The sequence below is a fragment of the Nocardioides sp. Iso805N genome (assembly GCF_000364605.1).
GTDB lineage: Bacteria > Actinomycetota > Actinomycetes > Propionibacteriales > Nocardioidaceae > Nocardioides.
In genome coordinates, this window is sequence record NZ_KB822577.1 from 238,756 (window position 1) to 259,174 (window position 20,419).

The following is a 20,419-nucleotide window of genomic DNA, read 5'->3' on the forward strand; positions in this document are numbered from 1 at the left end:
CAACGCGATTTCCGGGTCAGTCGAGCACGGCCCGCGGTGCCCGCCTCGGCATCCGCCGCGCCACCAGGGAGAGCGCGCTGACCAGAGCCAGCCCCGCGAGGATCCCAGAGGCGAGGAAGCCGGAACGTGCGCCGTGCAGGAAGTCGCCCGGTACGGCGTTGGCGGCGTATACCGAGGCGATCACGGCCAGCCCGACCGAGCCGCCGAGCTGCTGCATCGTCTGCAGCAGACCCGAGGCGGCACCGGCGTGCTCCGGCTCGACGCCGCGCAGCACCAGCGAGGTGATCGGCATGAATGTCAGGCCCGCCGAGATGCCCAGGGTGAGCAGGGAGGGGAAGACGTCCACGTAGCCGGCGCCGGAGCCGAGCGCAGCCAGTCGCAGGAAGCCCAGGGTCATGCCGGTCGTGCCGACCACGATCAGCGGGAGCTGACCGAAGCGGGCGACCAGGCGGGGCGTGATCCGGGCCAGGGTGAAGATGCTCAGCGGCATCGGCAGGAACGCCAGCCCGGTGGTGAGTGGCGAGAAGCCGAGGTCGTCCTCGAGGAACTGCACCATCAGGAAGAACATCGCCATCATGCCGCCGTAGAACATGGCCATGATCGCCAGCGAGGCGACGCGATCGTGGCTACGCAGCAGGCTGGGGCGCAGCAGCGGGTGGGCGACCCGGCGCTCGGTCACCGCCAGGACGGCGATGAGGACGGCGCCCAGTGCGAGCGCACCGATGGTGTGCACGGAGCCCCACCCGTGGTCCGGGGCACCGATGAGGCCCCACACGATCGCCACCGCACCACCGGTCGCCGAGATGGCGCCGACGATGTCGAACCGACCGGGACGGCGCGGTGTCTCGGTGACGAAGCGGCGCACGGTCAGCAGGACGAACAGCCCGATCGGGACGTTGATGAACAGCGTCCAGCGCCACGAGATCAGGTCGGTCAGCACGCCGCCGAGGATCAGCCCGAGCGCGCCGCCGCCCGAGGAGACGGCCGTGAAGAGGGCGAGTGCGCGGTTGCGCGCCGCCTCGTCGGGCGCGCTGGTGGTCAGCAGGGCCAGCACCGACGGGGCGGCGATCGCCGCGCCGACTCCTTGCAGGGCGCGGCTGATGACCAGCATCTCGGCGGACTGGGCCAAGCCGCCGACGAAGGAGAAGAGCGTGAAGACGGCCAGGCCGAGCCAGAAGACGCGGAGCCGTCCGAAGACGTCACCGAGCCGGCCACCGAGCAGCAGCAGTCCGCCGAAGGCCAGCGTGTAGCCGTTGAGCACCCACGACAGTCCGGCCGGGCTGAAGGAAAGATCAGTGGAGATGTGCGGGAGGGCGACGTTCACGACAGTGGCGTCGAGGACCAGCATCAGCTGGGCGATCAGGACGATGAAGATGCCCGTGGCGGCGCGTCCGGCGTTCGGCGGCAGCTCGGTGGGCAGGGGCGCCTTGTGGGCGCGCGACAGTACGGTCGAAGACATGGATGGTTTCTCCTGTTCTGGCCGGAGAGGCCGAGGTACAGTTGAACCCGGAGAGTTCCTCCGGTTCGCTGACAACGATACGGAGAATGTCTCCGTTTAGCAAGGGGCTATGGTCGTGCAGCACCGATCCAGCCCGGATCCAGGAGGAGGAAGGCCGTGCGCGCAGACGCCAAGCGCAACTACGACAAGATCGTGGGAGTGGCGCGGCAGGTCTTCCGGGAGAAGGGCTACGACGCCCCGCTCGACGAGATCGCCAAGAAGGCAGGCGTGGGTGCCGGCACGCTCTACCGGCACTTCCCGACTCGCGACGCGCTGCTCGACGCCGTCATGCAGGCGTGGGTCGACAGTGTCGACGTCGCCACCGAGAAGGCCCTGGCGCGCGAGGGTTCGCCGCGTGAGGTGCTGCTCGGCTGGTTCGACAGCTATGTCGGCCTGATCAGCTCCTACAAGGGCAACCCGGCCAAGCTGACCTCGGCGATGGGCGATCCGGCCTCGCCGATCCTGACCAAGTGCCAGATCCTCACCCAGGCCAACGGTCGGGTGATCGACGAGCTCGGCGACGCCCTCAAGAGCGGCATCGAGCCGCTGCAGATGGCGCGGCTGATCGGCGGCGTGGCCACCGTCGCGGACAACGCCGACCTCGACACCGACGCCGTACGGCCGATGCTCGAGGTCGTCGCCGACGGCCTGCTGGCCTGACGCCGGGCTGACCCTGAGGCGGACCTGGGGCTGATCCTGGCGCGGGGCTGGCGTCCGCGGCTCATCGCCGAGTCGGTGCAGACGGCCCGCGCCGGATAGATTTGGCGCCGTGACCGCGCCCGTGCAGCCCGTCCTTGACACCGTCACCAACGCCTCCTCCGATCCCGACCGGTCCCAGCCGTGGGCCGAGCTCGGGCTCAAGGAGGACGAGTACGCCGAGATCAAGCGCATCCTCGGGCGTCGCCCGACCGGCGCCGAGCTCGCGATGTACTCGGTGATGTGGAGCGAGCACTGCTCCTACAAGTCCTCCAAGGTGCATCTGCGGCAGTTCGGTGAGATCCCGCAGGAGACGCCCGCCGGGAAGATGCTCGCCGGCATCGGCGAGAACGCCGGCGTGCTCGACGTCGGCCAGGGCTACGCGGTCACCTTCAAGGTCGAGTCGCACAACCACCCGTCGTACGTCGAGCCCTACCAGGGCGCCGCGACGGGCGTGGGCGGCATCGTCCGCGACATCCTCGCGATGGGCGCCCGCCCGGTCGCCGTGATGGACCCGCTGCGCTTCGGCCCGCTTTCCGAGCCCGACACCCACCGCGTGCTGCCCGGGATCGTGGCCGGCGTCGGCGGCTACGGCAACTGCCTCGGCCTGCCCAACATCGGCGGCGAGGCGGTCTTCGACGCCTCCTACCTGGGCAACCCGCTGGTCAACGCGCTCGCGATCGGCGTCCTCAAGCACGAGGACCTGCACCTCGCCAAGGCCTCGGGAGCGGGCAACCTCGTCATCATGTACGGCGCCCGCACCGGCGGCGACGGCATCGGCGGCGCCTCGATCCTGGCCTCGGTGGAGTTCGACGAGGACGGTCCGGCCAAGCGACCCTCGGTCCAGGTCGGTGATCCCTTCATGGAGAAGCTGCTGATCGAGTGCACGCTGGAGCTGTTCGCCTCCGGCATCGTGCGCGGTATCCAGGACTTCGGCGCCGCCGGCATCTCGTGCGCCACCTCGGAGCTGGCCGCGGCCGGCGACGGTGGCATGCACGTCGAGCTGACCAAGGTGCCGCTGCGCGACTCCACGCTCGCGCCGGAGGAGATCCTGATGAGCGAGTCGCAGGAGCGGATGATGGCCGTCATTGCGCCCGAGGACGAGGCCACGTTCTACGAGATCTGCAAGAAGTGGGACGTCGAGGCCGCCACCATCGGCACCGTCACCGGCAGCGGTCGCCTGGTCATCGACTGGAACGGCGAGACCATCGTCGACGTCGACCCGCGCACCGTCGCCCACGAGGGTCCGGTCTACGAGCGCCCCTTCGCCCGCCCGCAGTGGCAGGACACCCTCCAGGCCGACGGCGCCGAGACGCTCGCCCGTCCGGCCTCGGCCTCAGAGCTGCGCTCGACCGTCCTGGCGCTGGTGGCCTCGGACAACCTGTGCGACAAGTCCTGGATCACCGACCAGTACGACCGCTACGTGCGCGGCAACACCGTGCTCGCGCAGCCGTCGGACTCCGGCATGATCCGGGTCGACGAGTCGACGAACCTGGGCGTCTCGGTCTCCACGGATTGCAACGGCCGCTTCGCCAAGCTCGACCCCTACGCCGGTGCTCAGCTGGCCCTCGCGGAGTCCTACCGCAACGTCGCCACCGGCGGCGCGGTGCCGCTGGCGATCTCGGACTGCCTCAACTTCGGCTCGCCCGAGGACCCGGCCGTGATGTGGCAGTTCGCCGAGGCCTGCCGCGGCCTCAAGGATGCCTGCCTCGAGCTCGGCATCCCTGTCACCGGCGGCAACGTGTCGCTCTACAACCAGACCGGCGATGTGGCGATCAACCCCACGCCGGTGGTGGCGGTGCTCGGCGTGATCGAGGACGTCACGGCGCGCACGCCGTCGAAGTTCCAGGCCGCCGGCGAGCGCGTCTTCCTGCTCGGCGAGACCCGCGACGAGCTCTCCGGCTCCGAGTGGGCCCACGTCGCGCACGGTCACCTCGGCGGCCTGCCCCCGCGGGTCGACCTTGCCGCCGAGAAGGCGCTGGCCGAGCTGCTGCACGAGCTGGTCGGCGTCGCCTCCTCCGCGCACGACCTCTCCGACGGTGGCCTCATGCAGGCACTGGCCGAGCCCGCGATGACCTCGGGCATCGGCGTCTCGGTGGCGGTCGAGGGCGACCCGTTCGTGTCGCTGTTCTCCGAGTCCACCGCGCGCGTGCTCGTGACGGTGCCCGCGGAGCGCGCAGGCACGCTCGCCGAGCTCGCCGCCAAGCACGGCGTGGCGCTGACCGAGCTGGGCGAGACCGGCGGGTCGTCGTACGCCGTCGACACGGCTGCGGGCCGGATCGAGATCCCGCTCGACGAGCTCACCGCCGCCTGGAAGGCCACTCTGCCGGCCGCGCTGGGCTGATCGGCTGGGCTACCAACTTGGCGGATTTCGTCCACAACGGCCGCCTCCGGCACCGGTCTCCACAGGCGTCGAGGCGGCCGTTGTGCGTCTCTTGAGGCGGCCGTTGACTCGTGGTCATGACCTCGAAGGAGACCTACCATGACTGCTATGAGCACCCTCGACCTCCCGGTCCCGTCGCGCCCGCTGACGTATGCCGACCTGGAGCGCATGCCCGATGACGGGCGTCGCTACGAGCTGTTCGACGGGGCGCTGCTGGTGAGTCCCTCGCCCTCGCGGTTGCACCAGCGCGTGGTTCTCCAGCTGGTGCGTCTTCTGGACCCGTTGACGCTGCCCGCCTGGGAGCTGTTCACGGCACCGTTCGACGTGGTCATCGACGACTACACCGCCTTCGAGCCGGACGTGCTGATCGCGCGGATGGCCGATCTCACCGAGCGCAACCTGCCGGCCCCGCCGGTGCTGGCGATCGAGGTGCTCTCGCCGAGCACTCGCACGACCGATCTCACCACCAAGCATGCGCGGCTGCGCGACTTCGGCTGCCGGCACTACTGGGTGGTCGACCCGGACGAGCCGTCCGTGGTCGCCTGGGAGCTCGGTGACGGCGCGTACGTCGAGGCGGGCCGCGCGGTCGGTGAGGAGACCATGCGACTGGAGCGCCCGTTCGCCGTCGAGGTCACGCCGCAGCGGCTGACCGAGCGCTGACGCGATCCGTCGGCCATTCGGCCGGGCGGGGGACCGAGCGCACCGCTCGCGAGAGCGTGGGGATGAGCGCGACCAACGCGGTGAGTGCGGCCAGCACCAGGATCGCCTCCCGGCCGCCGACACCTCCGAGCAGCAGGCCGGCCAGGACCGGGGCGAGCGGCATCGGGGCGAGCGAGGTGAACTGCATCGCCGACTGCACCCGGCCGACGAGAGGACCCGGCGTGACCGCCATCCGGTAGGAGCTGGTGCCGGCGTTGCCGGCCGGGTTGAGCAGCAGGATCGCGCCCAACCCTGCGGCGACGACCAGCGGGGCGCCCCAGAAGGCCATCGGCAGCATCAGCGGCAGCATGCTCCACACGACCGCCAGGGTGAGCCGGCCGGTCGGGAACCGGTCGATCAGCCACGGCGCGAAGGCAGCGCCGGCGATGCCGCACAGTCCACCCACCACCTCGACGATGGCGATCGCGGTCGGCGGGGTGCCGTCCTGGACCAGGCGGAGGATCGCGACGAGGAACAGGGCGTTGGTCGTCAGGTTGACCAGCGGTGACCAGATCAGCAGCACCCGCAGGTAGGGCTGCTGCCAGGTGAAGTGCAGCCCCTCGCGCAGGTCACGCACCGGCCTGGAGACGGACACGGGTGCGGCCGACAGGTCGGCTCTGATCCGGCCGAGGCAGACCCACGCCACGGCGTACGAGACGGCGTCGAAGAGGAACGGCACCCAGCGCGTCAGGCCGTACAGCACGCCCCCGAGCGGGGCGCCGACCAGGCCGGCGACATGCTGGCGAGCCTGCTGCTGGGCCATCGCGGTGGGCATCTCCTCGTCGGCGACGACGGCGCCGATCGCCGACATCTCCGCTGGCGAGAACAGCCCGCTCGCGACGCCGGTCGCGAGCGCGACCGCCAACAGGTGCCCGATCGTCAGCACGCCGAGGATGCCGGCGACGACGAGGGACGCGTAGAGCACCACGCCGAGGGCCGAGGAGATCCGCATGATCCGCAGCCGGTGGAAGCGGTCGGCGAGCAGGCCGGCCGGAAGCAGCGTGGTCACCATGCCGAGCAGGTAGGCAGCCTCGACCGATGCGGCCCACAGCGCCGATCCGGTGAGGGCGAAGCCGAGCAGTGGATAGACGAACGTGCTCACCCGGGTGCCGAGCTCGGAGATCGTCTGGCCCACCCACAACACGCTGAAGTCGTGGTTGCGAGCCAGTGCGCGCCAGTGCTGTTCGAAGGGTGCGGCCATACCCGCACCCTATGTTGCGCAACGATCGTTGCGCAATAGTGCGTGCGGAATTCGCTAGGATCCCCTCGTGGCCCAGTACGACGACCCGCGGATCCTGCGTGCGATCGCGCACCCGGCGCGCCGGCGGATCCTCTCCGAGCTCTACGCCGGCGGCTCCCTGCGCGCTGCCGACGTCGCCAGGACCCTCGACATGCCGGCCAACCAGGCGAGCTTCCACCTTCGCCAGCTGGCGAAGTACGGACTCGTGGAGGAGGCGCCCGACGAGGCCCGCGACAAGCGCGACCGGGTCTGGCGGATGGCCGCCGACGACGGCATCTCCTTCCGCAGCGAGGACATGCTCGCCCAACCCGGCGGCGACGCGGCGATGGAGGTCTACCGCCGCAGCGCACGTGCCTGGGGCCACCAGCTGGTCGATCGCTCGGTCGAGCCGGACGTCCCCGACGCCGAGAAGTGGGTCTTCAACGCGTCCCTGCGCTTCCACCCCGACGAGCTGGTCGAGTTCGCCCACGAGATCGAGCAGCTCCACCAGCGCTGGCGCGACCGCACCCGCGGGCATGACGACGGCCGGGTGACCTACTCGGTCTACCAGCTGATCCAGCCCTATCCGGAGGACGACTGATGCCTGCCCGGCTCAAGCCTGCCGCGCGCGAGGACGTGCTCGCCGCACTCGGCCGCCTCCGCGCCGCCGCGGCAGCGGGCGAGGCTCCCGCCAAGGCGGACCTCAAGCTGCTGACCAAGCACTACCTCGCACTGCTGGAGACCAAGGCGCCGGGCCGGAGCGTCGAGGTCAGGGTGCCGCCGTTCGCGGCGATCCAGTGCGTTCCCGGCGTACGGCACACCCGCGGCACGCCGCCGGCGGTGATCGAGACCGACGCCGCGACCTGGATCGAGCTGGCGACCGGCGAGTCCACCTGGAGCGAGGCGCAGGACAGCGGCCGGATCAGCGCGAGCGGCGAGCGGGCCGACCTGGCTCCATACCTGCCCCTCGCGTAGTCGGGCCGCCGCAACGGCACCCCGCCCCCACGACATCGATCCGACCCAGGCGTGTGCCACCGCCGGCTCCGGGGTGATCTGCCCGGCCGATTACGCTCGGTCCATGACCGACCTCAAGACGACCGTCCACGACCTCATGCCGGCCCTGCTGGAAGACCTGAAGGATCTGGTCCGGATCGAGTCCGTGAGCGCGGACCCGGCCCGGCTGAGCGAGGTCGAGAAGAGTGCGGAGAAGACCCGCGCCCTCTTCGCCGCCGAGGGCTTCGAGGCCGAGATCGTCCGGGCCTACGACGGTGCCCCGCCGGCGGTCGTCGGCGAGAAGAAGGGCCCCGAGGGCGCCCCGGTGGTGCTGCTCTACGCCCACCACGACGTCCAGCCCGAGAACGACCCGGCCGATTGGGACAGCGCGCCCTTCGAGCCGACCGTGCGCGGCGACCGGCTCTACGGCCGAGGTGCGGCCGACGACAAGGCGGGCATCGCCATGCACCTGGGCGCGGTGCGTGCCCTCGGTGACAGTCTGCCGGTGACGCTGCGACTCTTCATCGAGGGCGAGGAGGAGGTCGCCTCGGCGACCCTGCCCGAGCTGCTGGAGAAGCACCAGGACCGGCTCAAGGCCGACGTGATCATCATCGGCGACTCCGGCAACTGGGACATCGGCGTCCCCGCCCTGACCACCTCGCTCCGCGGGCTGATCCGCGTCGACGTCCAGGTCCGCACGCTCACCCACGCGGTCCACTCCGGCATGTGGGGCGGCCTGGTGCCGGACGCGATCATGGCGCTGACCCGCCTGCTCAGCACGCTGTGGACCGAGGACGGCTCGTGCGCCGTCGAGGGCCTGGTCAGCGGCCCGGCCGCGGACGTCGACTACCCCGAGGAGCGGCTCCGGGCGGAGTCCGGCGCCGCGCCGGGCACCCACTGGGTCGGCACCGGCTCCTCGGTCGAGCGGCTGTGGACCAAGCCGGCCGTCACCGTCACCGGCATCGACGCCCCCAAGGTCGACGGCGCCTCGAACACGCTGACTCCGGTCGCCCGGGCCAAGGTCACCATCCGGATCGCACCCGGCGACACCGGCGAGAACGCCGTGGCGCGGCTGCAGGCCCACCTCGAGAAGCACGTGCCGTGGGGCGCGGAGCTCTCCACAAAGGTGATCGACACCGGCGAGGCGACGGTGCTGGAGGCGACGGGTCCGGCGTACGACGCGGCGCGCGCTGCCTTCACCGAGGCCTGGGACGGCGTCGCGCCGATCGACATGGGCGTGGGCGGATCGATCCCGTTCATCGCCGAGTTCAAGGAGGCGTTCCCGGCCGCCAGCGTGCTGGTGACCGGTGTCGAGGACCCCGACACCCGTGCACACGGGCCCAACGAGGGCCTGCACCTGGCCGAGTTCGAGCGGGTCGTGCTCGGCGAGGCGCTGCTGCTGCGCAACCTCGCCCAGGGCTGATCCCTCAGGCCCCGGCGACGGTGCTGGTCGGGAGCGTGACCCGCACCTGGGTCCCGGTCCCGACCTCCGGGTCGACCTCCGATTGGATCTCCAAGCTGCCGCCGTGGCGCCGGACGATGCGGTCGACGATCGGCATGCCCAGCCCGATGCCCGAGGGCCCGCCGGCCCGCGCGGCGGCACCGCGGAAGAAGTCGTCCAGGACGTGCGCGCGCTCGTCCTCGGGGATGCCGATGCCGTTGTCCGCGACGGTGAGCGAGGCCTCGGTGCCGTGCTGCTCGAGCCGCACGGTCACCGAGCCCCCGGTCGGGGTGTAGCGCAACGCGTTCTCGATCAGCTCGCAGATCAGCCGGCTGAGCTCGTCACCGTCGCCGTTCACCAGCACCGGGCCGAGCGGCAGCCGGGCGCTGAGCGCCAGCCCCTTGGCCGCGGCCTCGGGGCCTGCCGCCTTCGTCGTACCGCGCACGATGGTGCGCAGGTCGAGCACCTCGCGGTGCGGATGGTCGTCGGGATGCGCGAGGCGGGAGAGCAGCAGCAGCGCCTCGACCACCTTGATCATCACACCGGCGCCCTGCTCGATGCCGGCCACGGCCGCCTCGTCGATGGCACGAGCCGGGTCACCGATCCGCTCGAGGTTCTCCTCGATCGTCCGAAGGGGTCCGCGCAGCTGTTCCGCGACCGTGCCGATCAGGCTGCTCTGGTAGTCGTCGAGGGCGGAGAGGTCGCGGATCAGCGCACGCTGCCGCTCCTGGATCCGAGCGCGGTGCAGCACCCGCCCGAGGTCGCGACCGATGTCGAGCGCGACGGCGCACTCCACGTCGGTCCACAGCGGTGCACCGACGTCGCGCAGCAGCACCAGCGCGCCCCAGCAGTGCTCGCCCGAGCCCAGCGGGACGTGCAGCAACGAGTCGAGCCCGTTGTCGGCCAGATCCGCGAGCACCATCTGGGTGGCGGCCGTCTGAAGCTGGGTCGGAGACAGGGGCTGGCGCACGCCGCGGACCAGGACCTCGCCGCGGCGCCACAGCTCTTCGGCAGCGGCCTCGCTCACCGCCAGCAGCTCGCGACTCATCGAGATCGGCCGCTGCCCCAGACCCCGGACGAACCCTGGCTCCTCCGCATCGAAGATGCGCACCCGCAGGCCGACGACGTCGAAGCCCTCGAAGATCGCGGAGCTCGCCTCATCGACCGCACCTGCGAGGGTGGTGTGCGCCGAGGCCCGGCGTACGGCGTCGCGCGCGATGCGCAGCAGCTGCGCCCGCTCGGCCAGCCGGTTGCGCTCCAAGGCGGAGAAGATCGCCTTCCCGGCCTGACGGGCGTAGCGCTCGAGAACCGCGAGCTGCTCCGGGCCGGGCACCCGGCCGTCGTGCGGCAGCGCGACGCTGAGCATCCCGATGAGCCGGCCGTCGGGCGCGTAGCTCGGCGCTCGCAGGGCGCTCTGGGGATGCCAGCGACCGAGGTCGTCGAGATCATCGGACCCGCCGGCGTCGCCGGCCCCGCGGGCGCCGTCATCGGTGCGGTAGCGGCCGCTGAACTTGTAGGTGCCCCAGTCCTCGCTCGCGGCGAGGACCTCGGCGGCCTCGTCGACGTGCCACCGCGCGCCGAGGAGCCCCCTTGCCGGCACCGGCCGACCATCGGGCAGGCGGCCGAGCTCGCCGCCCTCGGCGACCGCGACCGCCACCAGCTCGTCGCCGTCGCGGACGCTGACCACGACCATGCCGAAGCCGAGCATCCGGCCGACTCCGTCGGCGACCAACTCGAAGAAGCGGGTGTCGGTGGGGTCGGGGCGGAAGCCGCTCGGCTGCCCGCCCACGGCCGTCATCTCGCCACCTCGCGGGGAAGGTGGACGCGGAACGTGCTGCCCTCGCCAAGCTGGGAGTCGACCTCGATGCGACCGGAATGGCGCTCGACGATCCGACGTACGATCGCCAGGCCGAGGCCGGTGCCGGGTTCGAGGAGGGCCTCGGCGTTGTTGGTCCTGAAGAACTCGGTGAACAGCAGCGCCTGGTCCTCCGCCGAGATGCCGATGCCGTCGTCGGAGACGCTCAGCACCGCGCCGTCGCCGACCTCGGTGAGCGAGACCCGGATCTCGCCGCCGGCGGGGGAGTACTTCACCGCGTTGCTCACCAGGTTGCCGGCCAACCGGTCCAGCTCTGCCGCCGCTCCCGCGACGAGCACGCTGCGAGCAGGCAGGTCGAGGGTGAGGCGGAGCCCGCGCCGCTGCGCGGTGTCCTCGTTGTGGGCGCAGACGTCGCGCAGGATCCTGTCGAGCTCGACCGGCCGCACGCCTCGGTGCGCGGCGCTGCTGGCCGAGCCGAGGCTCTGCAGGTCCTCGACGATGGCCGACATCCGGGCGGCGCTGCGGCGTACCGCCGCCAGCAGGTACGCCGCCTCGTCGGGGGCCGAGGTCTCCGCGAGCAGCTCGAGGTTGGTCCGGATCGCGGCGAGTGGGTTCTTCAGCTCGTGCGAGACGGTGGAGACCATCTCGCTCTTGTAGGCCTCCAGGACGCGCAGGTCGGCGAGCACCTGCTCGTCCCGCTGCCGGGCGAACACGCCGGCGATCAGCCCGCCGAGGTCGCGCCCGATCTCGACGATCGCCTCGCGCTCGACCCGCCGCCAGGGCAGTGCTCCCAGGGGCCGGAGCAGGATCATCAGGCCCAGGCACTCGGCGCCGACGCCCAGCGGCACGTAGAGCATCGACTCGACGTCGTTGTCCGCGAGGTAGGCGCCGGCCAGCTCGAGGGCGCCGGTGTTGGACTCGTCCACGTTGATCCGCTGCGTGCGACCGAGCACGGCGAGCTCCTGCGCGCTCCACAGCCGCCGGGAGATGTCCTCGCCGTACGGGATGAAGCGCAGCTCCATGGGCAGGTCGCGGGGCCCCGTCGTGTCGAGCGTGGTCGACTCCCGGCCCGGTCCGCCGAACACATGGAACCACGCTGCGTCCAGCCCGAAGTGGGTCAACAGGGTATTGCCGACCCGGCGCAGCACCGGCTCCAGCTTCTCGCCGGTCTCGCCGGTCTCCCCGGTCTCCCGGGTGCCGGCCGCGTCGCCCGAGTCATGGATGGCGGCCCGGATCAGGTCGCGTGCCGACTCCAACTGGTGCAGCTGCTGGGCGACCTTCAGCCGTTCGAGCACGGCGAGCAGCCCGTTGCGGGCCTGCTCCGGATAGACCTGCAGCGCGTCCCATTCCGCGCCGGCGGGGCGGCGTCCGCTCGCCGGCAGGTCGAGGCTCAAGATGCCGACGATGTCGCCGTCGTCGTCGCGCAGGGGCGCCAGCAGGGCGTCCTCGGGGTGCCAGCGCTCCGGGTCGTCGCTGGCCTCGATCGGTGGGATCCAGGAGTGCCCGTCGAACGACTCCGGGTAGTCGGCCTCGGCAGGCAGGAAGATGTAGCGCCCGTGCTGCTCGCCGCTGGGCAGGATGCTCTCCAGATCGGCCAGCGGGATCTCCGCGCCGAGCAGGGCGGCTCGAGCGTCCTCGTTGCCCGAGATCGCGACGTTCCGCACCATCTCCCCGACCCGGACCATCAGTGCGACGGCGGTGAAGCCGGCCAACGCGCAGGTGGCGTCGGCGATCAGGTCGAACGAGGACTGCAGCAGGTCGTCGAGATCACCGTCAGCGTCGGCGACGCCGAGGGGCGAGAGCATGGAGAACATCGTCACCGGCTGGGTGGGGTGGACTGGGAGCGACCCAAGTGTGGAGCATCCGCGCACCTCTTCGCGCGGTTTCGGCCGCGATGGCGGGTGGCCCGTACGATGGATGAGTGCCTTACACGAGTCGCACCGGCAGTCCCCGCCGAGGAGGCGACGGTCGGCTGACCGCGGCCCTCGACCCCCACGACCAGGGCCCTCAGGACCAGTGCGGCGTCTTCGGCGTCTGGGCGCCAGGTGAGGACGTCGCCAAGTTGACCTACTTCGGTCTCTACGCGCTCCAGCACCGTGGCCAGGAGTCGGCAGGCATCGCGGTGAGCAACGGCCGCCAGATCCTGGTCTACAAGGACATGGGCCTGGTCTCGCAGGTCTTCGACGAGACCACCCTCGACTCGTTGAAGGGTCACCTGGCCGTCGGTCACGCCCGCTACTCCACCACCGGCGCCTCCACCTGGGAGAACGCACAGCCCACCTTCCGGCCGACGGCTGACGGCTCGATCGCGCTGGGCCACAACGGCAACCTCATCAACACCCACGACCTTCGTGACATGGTCGCCGCGCTGCCCGAGCGTGCGGCCGACCCGGTCCGTGCCTCCGAGCCGGTCTCGACCAACGACACCTCGCTGCTGACGGAGCTGCTCGCGCACCACCCCGACACCAGCCTGGAGCAGCGTGCGATCGAGCTGCTGCCGCTGGTCAAGGGCGCGTTCTGCCTGGTCTGGATCAACGAGAACACCCTGTACGCCGCCCGCGACCCGCAGGGCATCCGTCCGCTCGTCCTGGGCCGCCTGGACCGCGGCTGGGTGGTCGCCTCCGAGGACGCCGCACTGGCCACGGTCGGTGCCAGCGTCGTACGAGAGATCGAGCCGGGCGAGATGATCGTCATCGACGAGGACGGACTGCGCTCGCACAAGTTCGCCGAGCCGGCCCGCAAGGGCTGTGTCTTCGAGTACGTCTACCTCGCCCGACCCGACGCCAACATCGCCGGCCGCAACGTGCACGAGTCGCGTGTGGAGATGGGCCGCGTGCTCGCGCGTGAGTTCCCGGTCGAGGCCGATCTGGTCATCCCGGTGCCGGAGTCCGGTACGCCGTCGGCGACCGGCTACGCCGAGGAGTCCGGCATCCCCTTCGGCCAGGGCTTCGTGAAGAACTCCTACGTCGGACGCACCTTCATCCAGCCGTCGCAGACGCTGCGCCAGCTCGGCATCCGGCTCAAGCTCAACGCGCTCGAGCACGTCATCCGGGGCAAGCGGATCGTGGTCGTGGACGACTCGATCGTGCGCGGCAACACCCAGCGCGCCCAGATCCGGATGCTGCGCGAGGCCGGTGCCGCCGAGGTGCACGTGCGGATCTCCTCCCCGCCGGTGAAGTGGCCGTGCTTCTACGGCATCGACTTCGCCACCCGCGCCGAGCTGATCGCCAACGGCCTCGACGTCAACGAGATCGCCGCCTCCATCGGCGCCGACTCGCTGGGCTACATCTCGCTCGAGGGCATGATCGAGGCGACTCGTCAGCCCGCGGACCAGCTCTGCGCCGCCTGCTTCACCGGCGAGTACCCCGTCGCCCTCCCCGACGAGAGCCTGCTCGGCAAGCACCTGCTCGAGGTCTCGCTGCAGTCCCCGACGGCCGGCAAGGCCCTCCCGGTCCTCAACAACCCCTGATCTCGCCAGCTCGATCCACGAGGAGTCCAGTGACCAACGCCTACGCCCAAGCCGGTGTCGACATCCACGCAGCGGACGCCGCGATCGAGATGTTCAAGGGGGCGGTCGCGAAGACGAAGCGGCCCGAGGTGATCGGCGGTCTCGGTGGCTTCGCCGGCCTCTTCGACGCCAGCGCGCTGAAGGCGTACGACCGGCCGGTCCTGGCCACCTCGACCGATGGCGTCGGCACCAAGGTTGCGATCGCGCAGGCGCTCGGCATCCACGACACGATCGGCTTCGACCTGGTCGGCATGGTCGTCGACGACCTCGTCGTCTGCGGTGCCGAGCCGCTCTTCATGACCGACTACATCGCCACCGGCAAGGTCGTCCCCGAGGTCATCACCGCGATCGTGACCGGCATCGCCAACGCGTGTGCCGAGGCCGGCGTGGCCCTGGTCGGCGGCGAGATCGCCGAGCACCCCGGCCTGCTCGAGCCGGGCGAGTACGACGTCGCAGGCGCCACCACCGGTGTGGTCGAGGCCGACGCGATGCTGGGCCCCGACAAGGTCGTCGCGGGCGACGTCGTGATCGCGATGGCTTCTAGCGGCCTGCACTCCAACGGCTACAGCCTGGTGCGGCACGTGCTCCTCACGACCGCCGCGCTGCCGCTGGAGCGGCACATCGACGAGCTCGGCAAGACCCTGGGCGAGGAGCTGCTCGTCCCCACCCGCCTCTACACCAAGCCGGCGCTGCGCCTGGCCCGCGAGACCGCCACGCACGCGATGAGCCATGTCACCGGCGGTGGCCTGGCGAACAACCTCGAGCGCGTGCTGCCGGCGTCGGTGGCGGTCACCATCGACCGCTCGACGTGGACCCCTGGGCCGATCTTCGACCTGGTCAAGCGCACCGGCGACGTCTCCCAGCCCGATGTCGAGGCGACCCTCAACATGGGTGTCGGCATGGTCGCGCTGACCGCTCCCGACGCGGTCGAGGCCGCCCTCGCCGTACTCGCGGAGAGCGGCATCGAGGCCTGGGTCGCCGGCGAGGTGACGGCTGCCCCCACGGGCGCCGCGGGCGGTCGGGTGGAGCTCGTCGGCCAGCACGCGGGCTGGTGAGGGACCCCCTCGAAACGTGACGTTCGCCGCGCGCGAACGCCTTTTCGATCCGTGGGTGTGCGTTTGGCGGCACCGAACAGGTAGCGTTGCCCCCACGACAACTTTTGAGGCAGTCCGGGAGTCATCCCGGCCAAGTGTGCGAGGGGGCTGGACCCTATGGGGCGCGGCCGAGCTAAAGCCAAGCAGACGAAGGTCGCTCGCGACCTGAAGTACCGCACTCATGACACCGACTTCGGTGCTCTTGCGCGAGAGCTGCACGGCGATGAAGCCGATACGGATGAGTCTGACACCATCGATGAGTCAGACCAATGGTCCGACTATCGAGGTCCCTCGCGCGATTGACGCAGCGACTCAGTCGCTGACGCTCCTCGCGATCACGACGTCACCGTGGGTTCCGTAGCCGAGCAGGCTGCCACCCCATCCGGTGCCGTCGAATCCCACCAGCACCTGCTCGTCTCCGTCCGCTGAGGTCGGCACGAGCGTGGGCCAGGGGATGTTCGTCGGGTACGGCGCGGACAACGTGCCGATCTCTCGCAGGTCGAGGTCGAACACCGGGTAGCGCTCGCGCTGCCCGGTGCGGCCGTCCCGACCGTCGCTGGCCAGGACGACCCAGTCGCCCTCGGGCGCCGTTGGGTCGGCGGGCGTTGGGTCGGCGGGCGTGGGGTCGGCGCTGGCGCCAGCGATCCGCGCCAGCGTGGTCCCCTCGGTGGCCCGGCGGCGTGGGTCCACGCCGCGCACGGTGAGTCGATCGAGGCTCGGGCCGGCGGCGAGGACGGGGTGGAAGCGGAAGAACCGCCGTGCGCTGACGTAGCCGACCAGCCAGCTCTCCTCACCGGTCGTGCCGGTGGGGTCGGTGGAGTCGGTCGAGCCTGCGGAGACCCGGACGAGGTGTGGGTCCCACACCCCGACCGACGTGAAGCCGTCGGTCGGCAGCCTGAGCGGCTCGGTCTCCAACACGTGCTCGCCGTCGAGCAGGTCGGCGTCGGTCCGGGCCAAGGTGACCTCGACGCTGGCACCCGCACGGTTGGCATCGAAGTCACCCCAGGTGCTCGTCGCGACGAGCCAGCGGCCGCCGTCCGGCCCCGTTTCTGGGCCCGTGTCTGGGCTCTCATCCCGGACCAGGTGGGTGGCGTGATCTCCGAAGACGCCGGGCCTGTCGGGGCGGTGGAAGTAGAGGTCGCTGAGGTGCTCGAGCGTCGGCGCGACCGGGTCGAGCGCCCACACCGAGGTGTGGGCGGTGTCGAAGAACCCCGGCCCGGCGCTCGTCGCCGTCAGCACCGGGCGGCCGTCGCGCAGTCGGTACGCCGTGCCGTCGGCATGGCTGGCGAGCCGCAGGTCGCGGAGCCCCAGCTGGCCGAACCCGCCCGCCTCCAGGGCCTCCACGGCACCCTCGTGGCCGACCTCGAGCGCACCGAGCCAGGCCGCGTTCCGGGTGTCGATGAGCGCGGCCGTGCCGGACCTGGCTGCCCTCGCCAGGTCGACCCGCGCGCGGGCGAGCCAGTCCTCGCCGGCGCTGCGGGTGAGCACGGTCAGGTGCGTCCCGGTCAGGGTCAGGGCGACATCGGTCGCGGGCGAGCCGAGCCGGGAGAAGCGACGACTGCGGTGCTCGGTGGTGCGGCCACCGGTGGTGACGCGCAGCAGCACGCGACCCGCGGCGTACTCCGCCTCCAGGAGGTCCTCCCCGGAGCGCCAGAAGAGCACCAGTCGCTCGCCGGGGCCGGAGGCGAGAACCGCGGCGTACGGCGCCGGCCGCGGGCAGGGTGCGGCCGAGCGCGATCCGTGGGCGCGCACCTGGACCGTGCTCAGCAGGGAGACCGGACGCAGCCGGGCAGCGGGCTCGAACCGGGGCAGGTGCACCCCGCGATCCTCTCGCATCTCATGAGCCGACGGGTCGTCCGGTAGCGCCGTTCCCGACGGTCGCGGTGCGAGCGGCAGCGAGCTCTCAGCGCTTCTTGGCCTGCGCCTTGGCCCGCTTGCGCGCTGCGCGCTCGCGACGCTCTTCGGCGTACATCGCCTCGGCCTCCTCGAGCGTGGGCGCGGAGCCGCCATACGCCTTCGGCATCCACCAGGCGTTCGGCTCGATCTCGTCGGCGGGGTGGTTGCGGATCAGCCGGTCGAGCATCTGCTCCATCCGGGCCTTGAGCTCGGCGGTCTCCGCGACCGGGTCGGTGCCGGTGGGATGCATCGGTTCCCCGACCTCGATGCCGACGGTGCGGTGCCGGGTCAGGTCGAGCTTGCGGCCCTTGGTGAGGATCCGCTGCGTGCCGAAGAGAACCACCGGGATCAGCGGCACACCCGCGTCGGCAGCGATCCGCACCGAGCCGGACTTGAGATCCTTGATCTGGAAGCTGCGCGACAGGGTGGCCTCGGGGAAGATCCCGACCAGCTCGCCCTCGCGCAGCTTGCGGGCGGCGACCATCATGCCCTCGGCGCCCGCGGAGCGGTCCACGCTGATGTGGTGGAAGGAGCGCATCACGGGGCCGCCGACAGGGTGGTCGAAGACCTCGCGCTTGGCCATGAAGCGGGTCAGCCGGTGGCGCTCAGCGCCGGGGAAGCCCGCGATGATGTAGTCCACGTAGGACAGGTGGTTGACGGCGAGCAGCGCTCCGCCCTCGGTCGGGATGTTCTCCTCACCGGTCATGTTGATGCGGAGGTCGCCGAGCTTGAACCAGGTGCGGGCGGCGGCGATGACGGCGGGATAGCTGATGTCGACCATGGTGCGACCATCGTGGCCGTCTTTACTGGCCGGTTCATGTGGGCGCGACGTGGAAGGGGCACCGAGTTTTGTTCGTGGCGAACAAAACGCCTTCGACACGCTTGCGAAGTGCTGGTGAGGGCAGCCGGCCACCGGGAGTGGGCGATGGGACGAGTTCTGGAGCCGGTGCTGCGGCCATGTGTCGGTTTCGCTGGCGGGGTCGGTGGGCGATCCGTTTGGCGTTGCCTCCAGGGCGCTCTGAGTATCGCTCGGCTCCTGGGCACTTCGCCCATGCGGGTGCGTATGCGCGGACCTCGCACTCTGTGAGGCTGTGGCTCGTACGATCTCGCCGTGAGCACTACCGATGCTGATGCCGTGCCTGCTTCCTCGAAGGCGGCACGGTACCTGCGCGTGCGTCTGGACCCGGTGTCGGTCAGTGGAGCTGCACGCGTCCGGCATCGGGTCTGGGCCTTCATCGTCTGGTTCAGCCCCGAGCCGCTGTGGCTGGTGTTCGACTGGGAACCGAAGGACCCGACCGTGCTGCGCGTCCTCCGCAGGTCTGACGACGCCGTCCTGGTCGAGTTCGAGCACGACCGACTGCTCGAAGCCATCACCCACCGCGACGACTTGGACAAGCGGCTACATGAGGAGCACGTCTTCGATGTCTGTCGGCAGTTGGGGATCGCGATCGATCAGGTCGGAACGCCACAAGACTGACCCTCTGCGTGTCGCAGACGCACTCGGATGGGGGCCGACGTGTCCGTCAGGAGCAGCCCTGGCGGGACGCCCTCACAAACCAGAAGGCCGCCTCACGGGTGATGAGGCGGCCTTCTGAGTGTGGTGGCCAGGGGCGGGGTCGAACCGCCGACCTATCGATTTTCAGTCGATCGCTCGTACCAACTGAGCTACCTGGCCAAGCGATGCGAGACACTACCGGATGTGACCCCTTCGCACCCAATCGCCTCCAGTCCACAGACCGTCGGCATCGTCGGCGGTGGGATCGTTGGCCTCGCCGTCGCGCGGGAGGTCGTCAGACGGCGGCCCGGGACCATCGTGACGCTCTTCGAGAGGGAGCCGCGGCTGGCCGCACACCAGACCGGCCACAACTCCGGTGTGGTGCACGCGGGCATCTACTACAAGCCCGGCAGCCTGAAGGCGCAGCTGTGCGCGCGGGGGCGCGACCTGCTCAAGGAGTACGCCGCAGAGCACGGCGTACCGCTGCTCGAGTGCGGCAAGCTCGTGGTCGCGGTCGACCCCGGGGAGATGCAGCGGTTCGATGCGCTGGAGAAGAACGCCCGCGCCAACGGCGTACCGGGCCTGCGGCGGCTCGACGGAGCCGAGATCACCGAGGTGGAGCCGCACGCGTTCGGGATCGCGGCCCTGCACTCGCCGGCCACGGCCATCACGGACTACGTCGCGGTCGCCGAGGCGCTCGGCCGGGAGATCGAGGAGACCGGAGGGAGGGTGCTGCTCGGGACCGAGGTCACCGGCGTCCGCCGGGTCGCCGGCGGGGTCGAGGTGCGCACCGAGGCCCGACTCGACGGGGACGGAGGCCCGACTCGACGGGGACGGAGGCCCGACTCGACGGAGGTGTGGACGGTGGATCAGCTGGTGATCTGCGGCGGGCTGCAGTCGGACCGGCTGGGTGCGCTGGTCGGCGGTCCGGCCTCGCCCCGGATCGTGCCGTTCCGGGGCGAGTACATGCGGGTCGCGGAGGCCAAGCAGGAGCTGGTGCGCGGGATGGTCTACCCGGTGCCGGACCCGCGCTACCCGTTCCTCGGCGTGCACTTCACCCGCCGGGTCGACGGCAGCCTCGAGGTCGGACCGAACGCGTTCCTGGCGCTCAGCCGCAGCGGCTACGGCCGGCTCTCCTTCGACGCCCGCGACCTGGGCGACACGCTCGCGTTCGGCGGGTTCTGGAGCTTCGCGCGGGAGAACTGGCGCGCCGGCGTCACCGAGCTGCGCGGCGTGCTGTCGCGTCGGGCCTACATGCGCACCGCGCAGCGGTACGTGCCGGAGATCGGTGCCGCCGACGTCGTACGGGCGGGGCTCGGGCTGCGCGCCCAGGCGCTGGAGCGGGACGGCTCGCTGGTCGACGACTTCGTCATCCACTCCGGCGACGGGATCACCAGCGTGCGCAACGCGCCCTCGCCCGCCGCCACCTCCAGCCTGGCCATCGCGGAGCACATCGTCGAGCGGGCCTTCGGCCGGTCCTGAGCACCCGAAAGGCCTCCCCGGAGACCGTGCGACCGCCGCAGCGCGTCCGCGGAGTCGAGCGGTAGTGGCACTGAACACCGAAGAGTCAGTAAAAGGCACAAAAGATTGATGAAAGACCATATCTGTGCTTGAGTGCCTGGTGTAGCTCGGGGTGCTTGGCATGCGTTGCGTGTTTCTTGACCTCCCGACACGGTCCGAT

At 70.9% G+C, this 20,419-nt stretch carries 17 protein-coding genes and 1 tRNA gene; 11 read left to right on the forward strand and 7 right to left on the reverse strand.

The genetic code is table 11. The annotated features are described in order from the left end of the window. Positions 1–16: 16 nt before the first annotated feature. On the reverse strand, positions 17–1,459 hold the full coding sequence (locus tag H036_RS0108755; protein ID WP_017934409.1) for an MFS transporter: 1,443 nt from the start codon (positions 1,457–1,459) through the stop codon (positions 17–19). Between the two features lie 156 nt (positions 1,460–1,615). Here H036_RS0108755 and H036_RS0108760 point away from each other — a divergent pair, with 156 nt between their 5' ends. The 3 genes from H036_RS0108760 (at position 1,616) to H036_RS0108770 (ending at position 5,237) form a co-directional block, all read left to right on the forward strand. Then, positions 1,616–2,158: a TetR/AcrR family transcriptional regulator gene (locus H036_RS0108760; protein WP_017934410.1), complete on the forward strand. Its 543-nt coding sequence runs from the start codon at positions 1,616–1,618 to the stop codon at positions 2,156–2,158. A 109-nt stretch (positions 2,159–2,267) separates the two neighbouring features. Next, positions 2,268–4,538, forward strand: a complete 2,271-nt coding sequence (gene purL / locus H036_RS0108765) for a phosphoribosylformylglycinamidine synthase subunit PurL (RefSeq protein ID WP_017934411.1) — start codon at positions 2,268–2,270, stop codon at positions 4,536–4,538. Positions 4,539–4,685: 147 nt separating this feature from the next. Continuing rightward, a complete protein-coding gene (locus H036_RS0108770) occupies positions 4,686–5,237 on the forward strand; it encodes a Uma2 family endonuclease (RefSeq protein WP_017934412.1) in 552 nt (183 codons plus the stop codon). Here the strand turns inward: H036_RS0108770 and H036_RS0108775 are convergent. After that, positions 5,209–6,477: an MFS transporter gene (locus H036_RS0108775; RefSeq protein WP_017934413.1), complete on the reverse strand. Its 1,269-nt coding sequence runs from the start codon at positions 6,475–6,477 to the stop codon at positions 5,209–5,211. The two genes, H036_RS0108770 and H036_RS0108775, sit on opposite strands and share 29 nt — an antisense overlap. Positions 6,478–6,544: 67 nt before the next feature. Here H036_RS0108775 and H036_RS0108780 point away from each other — a divergent pair, with 67 nt between their 5' ends. The 3 genes from H036_RS0108780 (at position 6,545) to H036_RS0108790 (ending at position 8,911) form a co-directional block, all read left to right on the forward strand. Continuing rightward, entirely contained in the window at positions 6,545–7,096 is a 552-nt protein-coding gene (locus tag H036_RS0108780) for a helix-turn-helix domain-containing protein (RefSeq protein ID WP_017934414.1), read from the forward strand. Then, a complete protein-coding gene (locus H036_RS0108785) occupies positions 7,096–7,470 on the forward strand; it encodes a sterol carrier family protein (protein WP_017934415.1) in 375 nt (124 codons plus the stop codon). The genes H036_RS0108780 and H036_RS0108785 overlap by 1 nt, the downstream gene beginning before the upstream one ends. Before the next feature lie 103 nt (positions 7,471–7,573). Further along, positions 7,574–8,911 (forward strand): dipeptidase, encoded by a 1,338-nt coding sequence (locus H036_RS0108790; protein WP_017934416.1) that lies wholly within the window; start codon positions 7,574–7,576, stop codon positions 8,909–8,911. 4 nt (positions 8,912–8,915) lie between these two features. Here the strand turns inward: H036_RS0108790 and H036_RS0108795 are convergent, their stop codons facing one another. Continuing rightward, on the reverse strand, positions 8,916–10,727 hold the full coding sequence (locus H036_RS0108795) for a sensor histidine kinase (protein ID WP_026145901.1): 1,812 nt from the start codon (positions 10,725–10,727) through the stop codon (positions 8,916–8,918). Further along, entirely contained in the window at positions 10,724–12,550 is a 1,827-nt protein-coding gene (locus H036_RS24345; RefSeq protein ID WP_017934417.1) for a sensor histidine kinase, read from the reverse strand. The genes H036_RS0108795 and H036_RS24345 overlap by 4 nt, the downstream gene beginning before the upstream one ends. A 116-nt stretch (positions 12,551–12,666) precedes the next feature. On the opposite strand from H036_RS24345, the gene purF reads away from it, so the two are divergent. The 3 genes from purF to H036_RS24875 all read left to right on the forward strand — a co-directional run bounded on the left by purF (position 12,667) and on the right by H036_RS24875 (position 15,650). Continuing rightward, positions 12,667–14,214, forward strand: a complete 1,548-nt coding sequence (gene purF / locus H036_RS0108805; RefSeq protein WP_017934418.1) for an amidophosphoribosyltransferase — start codon at positions 12,667–12,669, stop codon at positions 14,212–14,214. 29 nt (positions 14,215–14,243) lie between these two features. Then, positions 14,244–15,308, forward strand: a complete 1,065-nt coding sequence (purM, locus tag H036_RS0108810) for a phosphoribosylformylglycinamidine cyclo-ligase (protein ID WP_017934419.1) — start codon at positions 14,244–14,246, stop codon at positions 15,306–15,308. Positions 15,309–15,464: 156 nt separating this feature from the next. Beyond that, positions 15,465–15,650: a DUF3073 domain-containing protein gene (locus H036_RS24875; RefSeq protein WP_081615496.1), complete on the forward strand. Its 186-nt coding sequence runs from the start codon at positions 15,465–15,467 to the stop codon at positions 15,648–15,650. A 9-nt stretch (positions 15,651–15,659) separates the two neighbouring features. On the opposite strand, the gene H036_RS26070 is transcribed toward H036_RS24875, so the two are convergent. Both H036_RS26070 and H036_RS0108820 read right to left on the reverse strand, forming a co-directional pair. Next, the gene (locus H036_RS26070) at positions 15,660–17,165 is read right to left on the reverse strand and encodes a hypothetical protein (protein WP_017934420.1); all 1,506 of its coding nucleotides are present in this window, start codon (positions 17,163–17,165) and stop codon (positions 15,660–15,662) included. A gap of 85 nt (positions 17,166–17,250) precedes the next feature. After that, positions 17,251–18,024: a lysophospholipid acyltransferase family protein gene (locus tag H036_RS0108820; protein WP_017934421.1), complete on the reverse strand. Its 774-nt coding sequence runs from the start codon at positions 18,022–18,024 to the stop codon at positions 17,251–17,253. Positions 18,025–18,354: 330 nt separating this feature from the next. On the opposite strand from H036_RS0108820, the gene H036_RS0108825 reads away from it, so the two are divergent. Beyond that, positions 18,355–18,720 carry a hypothetical protein gene (locus H036_RS0108825; protein WP_017934422.1) on the forward strand — a complete coding sequence of 122 codons (366 nt, stop codon included), beginning with the start codon at positions 18,355–18,357 and terminating at the stop codon, positions 18,718–18,720. Positions 18,721–18,841: 121 nt separating this feature from the next. On the opposite strand, the gene H036_RS0108830 is transcribed toward H036_RS0108825, so the two are convergent. Then, positions 18,842–18,918 (reverse strand) — tRNA-Phe (locus H036_RS0108830). Between the two features lie 24 nt (positions 18,919–18,942). On the opposite strand from H036_RS0108830, the gene lhgO reads away from it, so the two are divergent. After that, a complete protein-coding gene (lhgO, locus tag H036_RS0108835; protein WP_017934423.1) occupies positions 18,943–20,220 on the forward strand; it encodes an L-2-hydroxyglutarate oxidase in 1,278 nt (425 codons plus the stop codon). Positions 20,221–20,419 lie beyond the last annotated feature (199 nt).

Excerpts from the sequence above, each read along its gene's own strand:
- H036_RS0108775 (WP_017934413.1), bottom strand. The coding sequence starts at position 6,477 with ATGGCCGCACCCTTCGAACAGCACTGGCGCGCACTGGCTCGCAACCAC.
- H036_RS24345 (WP_017934417.1), bottom strand. The coding sequence starts at position 12,550 with ATGCTCTCGCCCCTCGGCGTCGCCGACGCTGACGGTGATCTCGACGAC.
- H036_RS0108795 (WP_026145901.1), bottom strand. The coding sequence starts at position 10,727 with ATGACGGCCGTGGGCGGGCAGCCGAGCGGCTTCCGCCCCGACCCCACC.
- H036_RS0108785 (WP_017934415.1), top strand. The coding sequence starts at position 7,096 with ATGCCTGCCCGGCTCAAGCCTGCCGCGCGCGAGGACGTGCTCGCCGCA.
- H036_RS24875 (WP_081615496.1), top strand. The coding sequence starts at position 15,465 with ATGGGGCGCGGCCGAGCTAAAGCCAAGCAGACGAAGGTCGCTCGCGAC.
- H036_RS0108820 (WP_017934421.1), bottom strand. The coding sequence starts at position 18,024 with ATGGTCGACATCAGCTATCCCGCCGTCATCGCCGCCGCCCGCACCTGG.
- H036_RS0108790 (WP_017934416.1), top strand. The coding sequence starts at position 7,574 with ATGACCGACCTCAAGACGACCGTCCACGACCTCATGCCGGCCCTGCTG.
- H036_RS0108770 (WP_017934412.1), top strand. The coding sequence starts at position 4,686 with ATGAGCACCCTCGACCTCCCGGTCCCGTCGCGCCCGCTGACGTATGCC.
- H036_RS0108755 (WP_017934409.1), bottom strand. The coding sequence starts at position 1,459 with ATGTCTTCGACCGTACTGTCGCGCGCCCACAAGGCGCCCCTGCCCACC.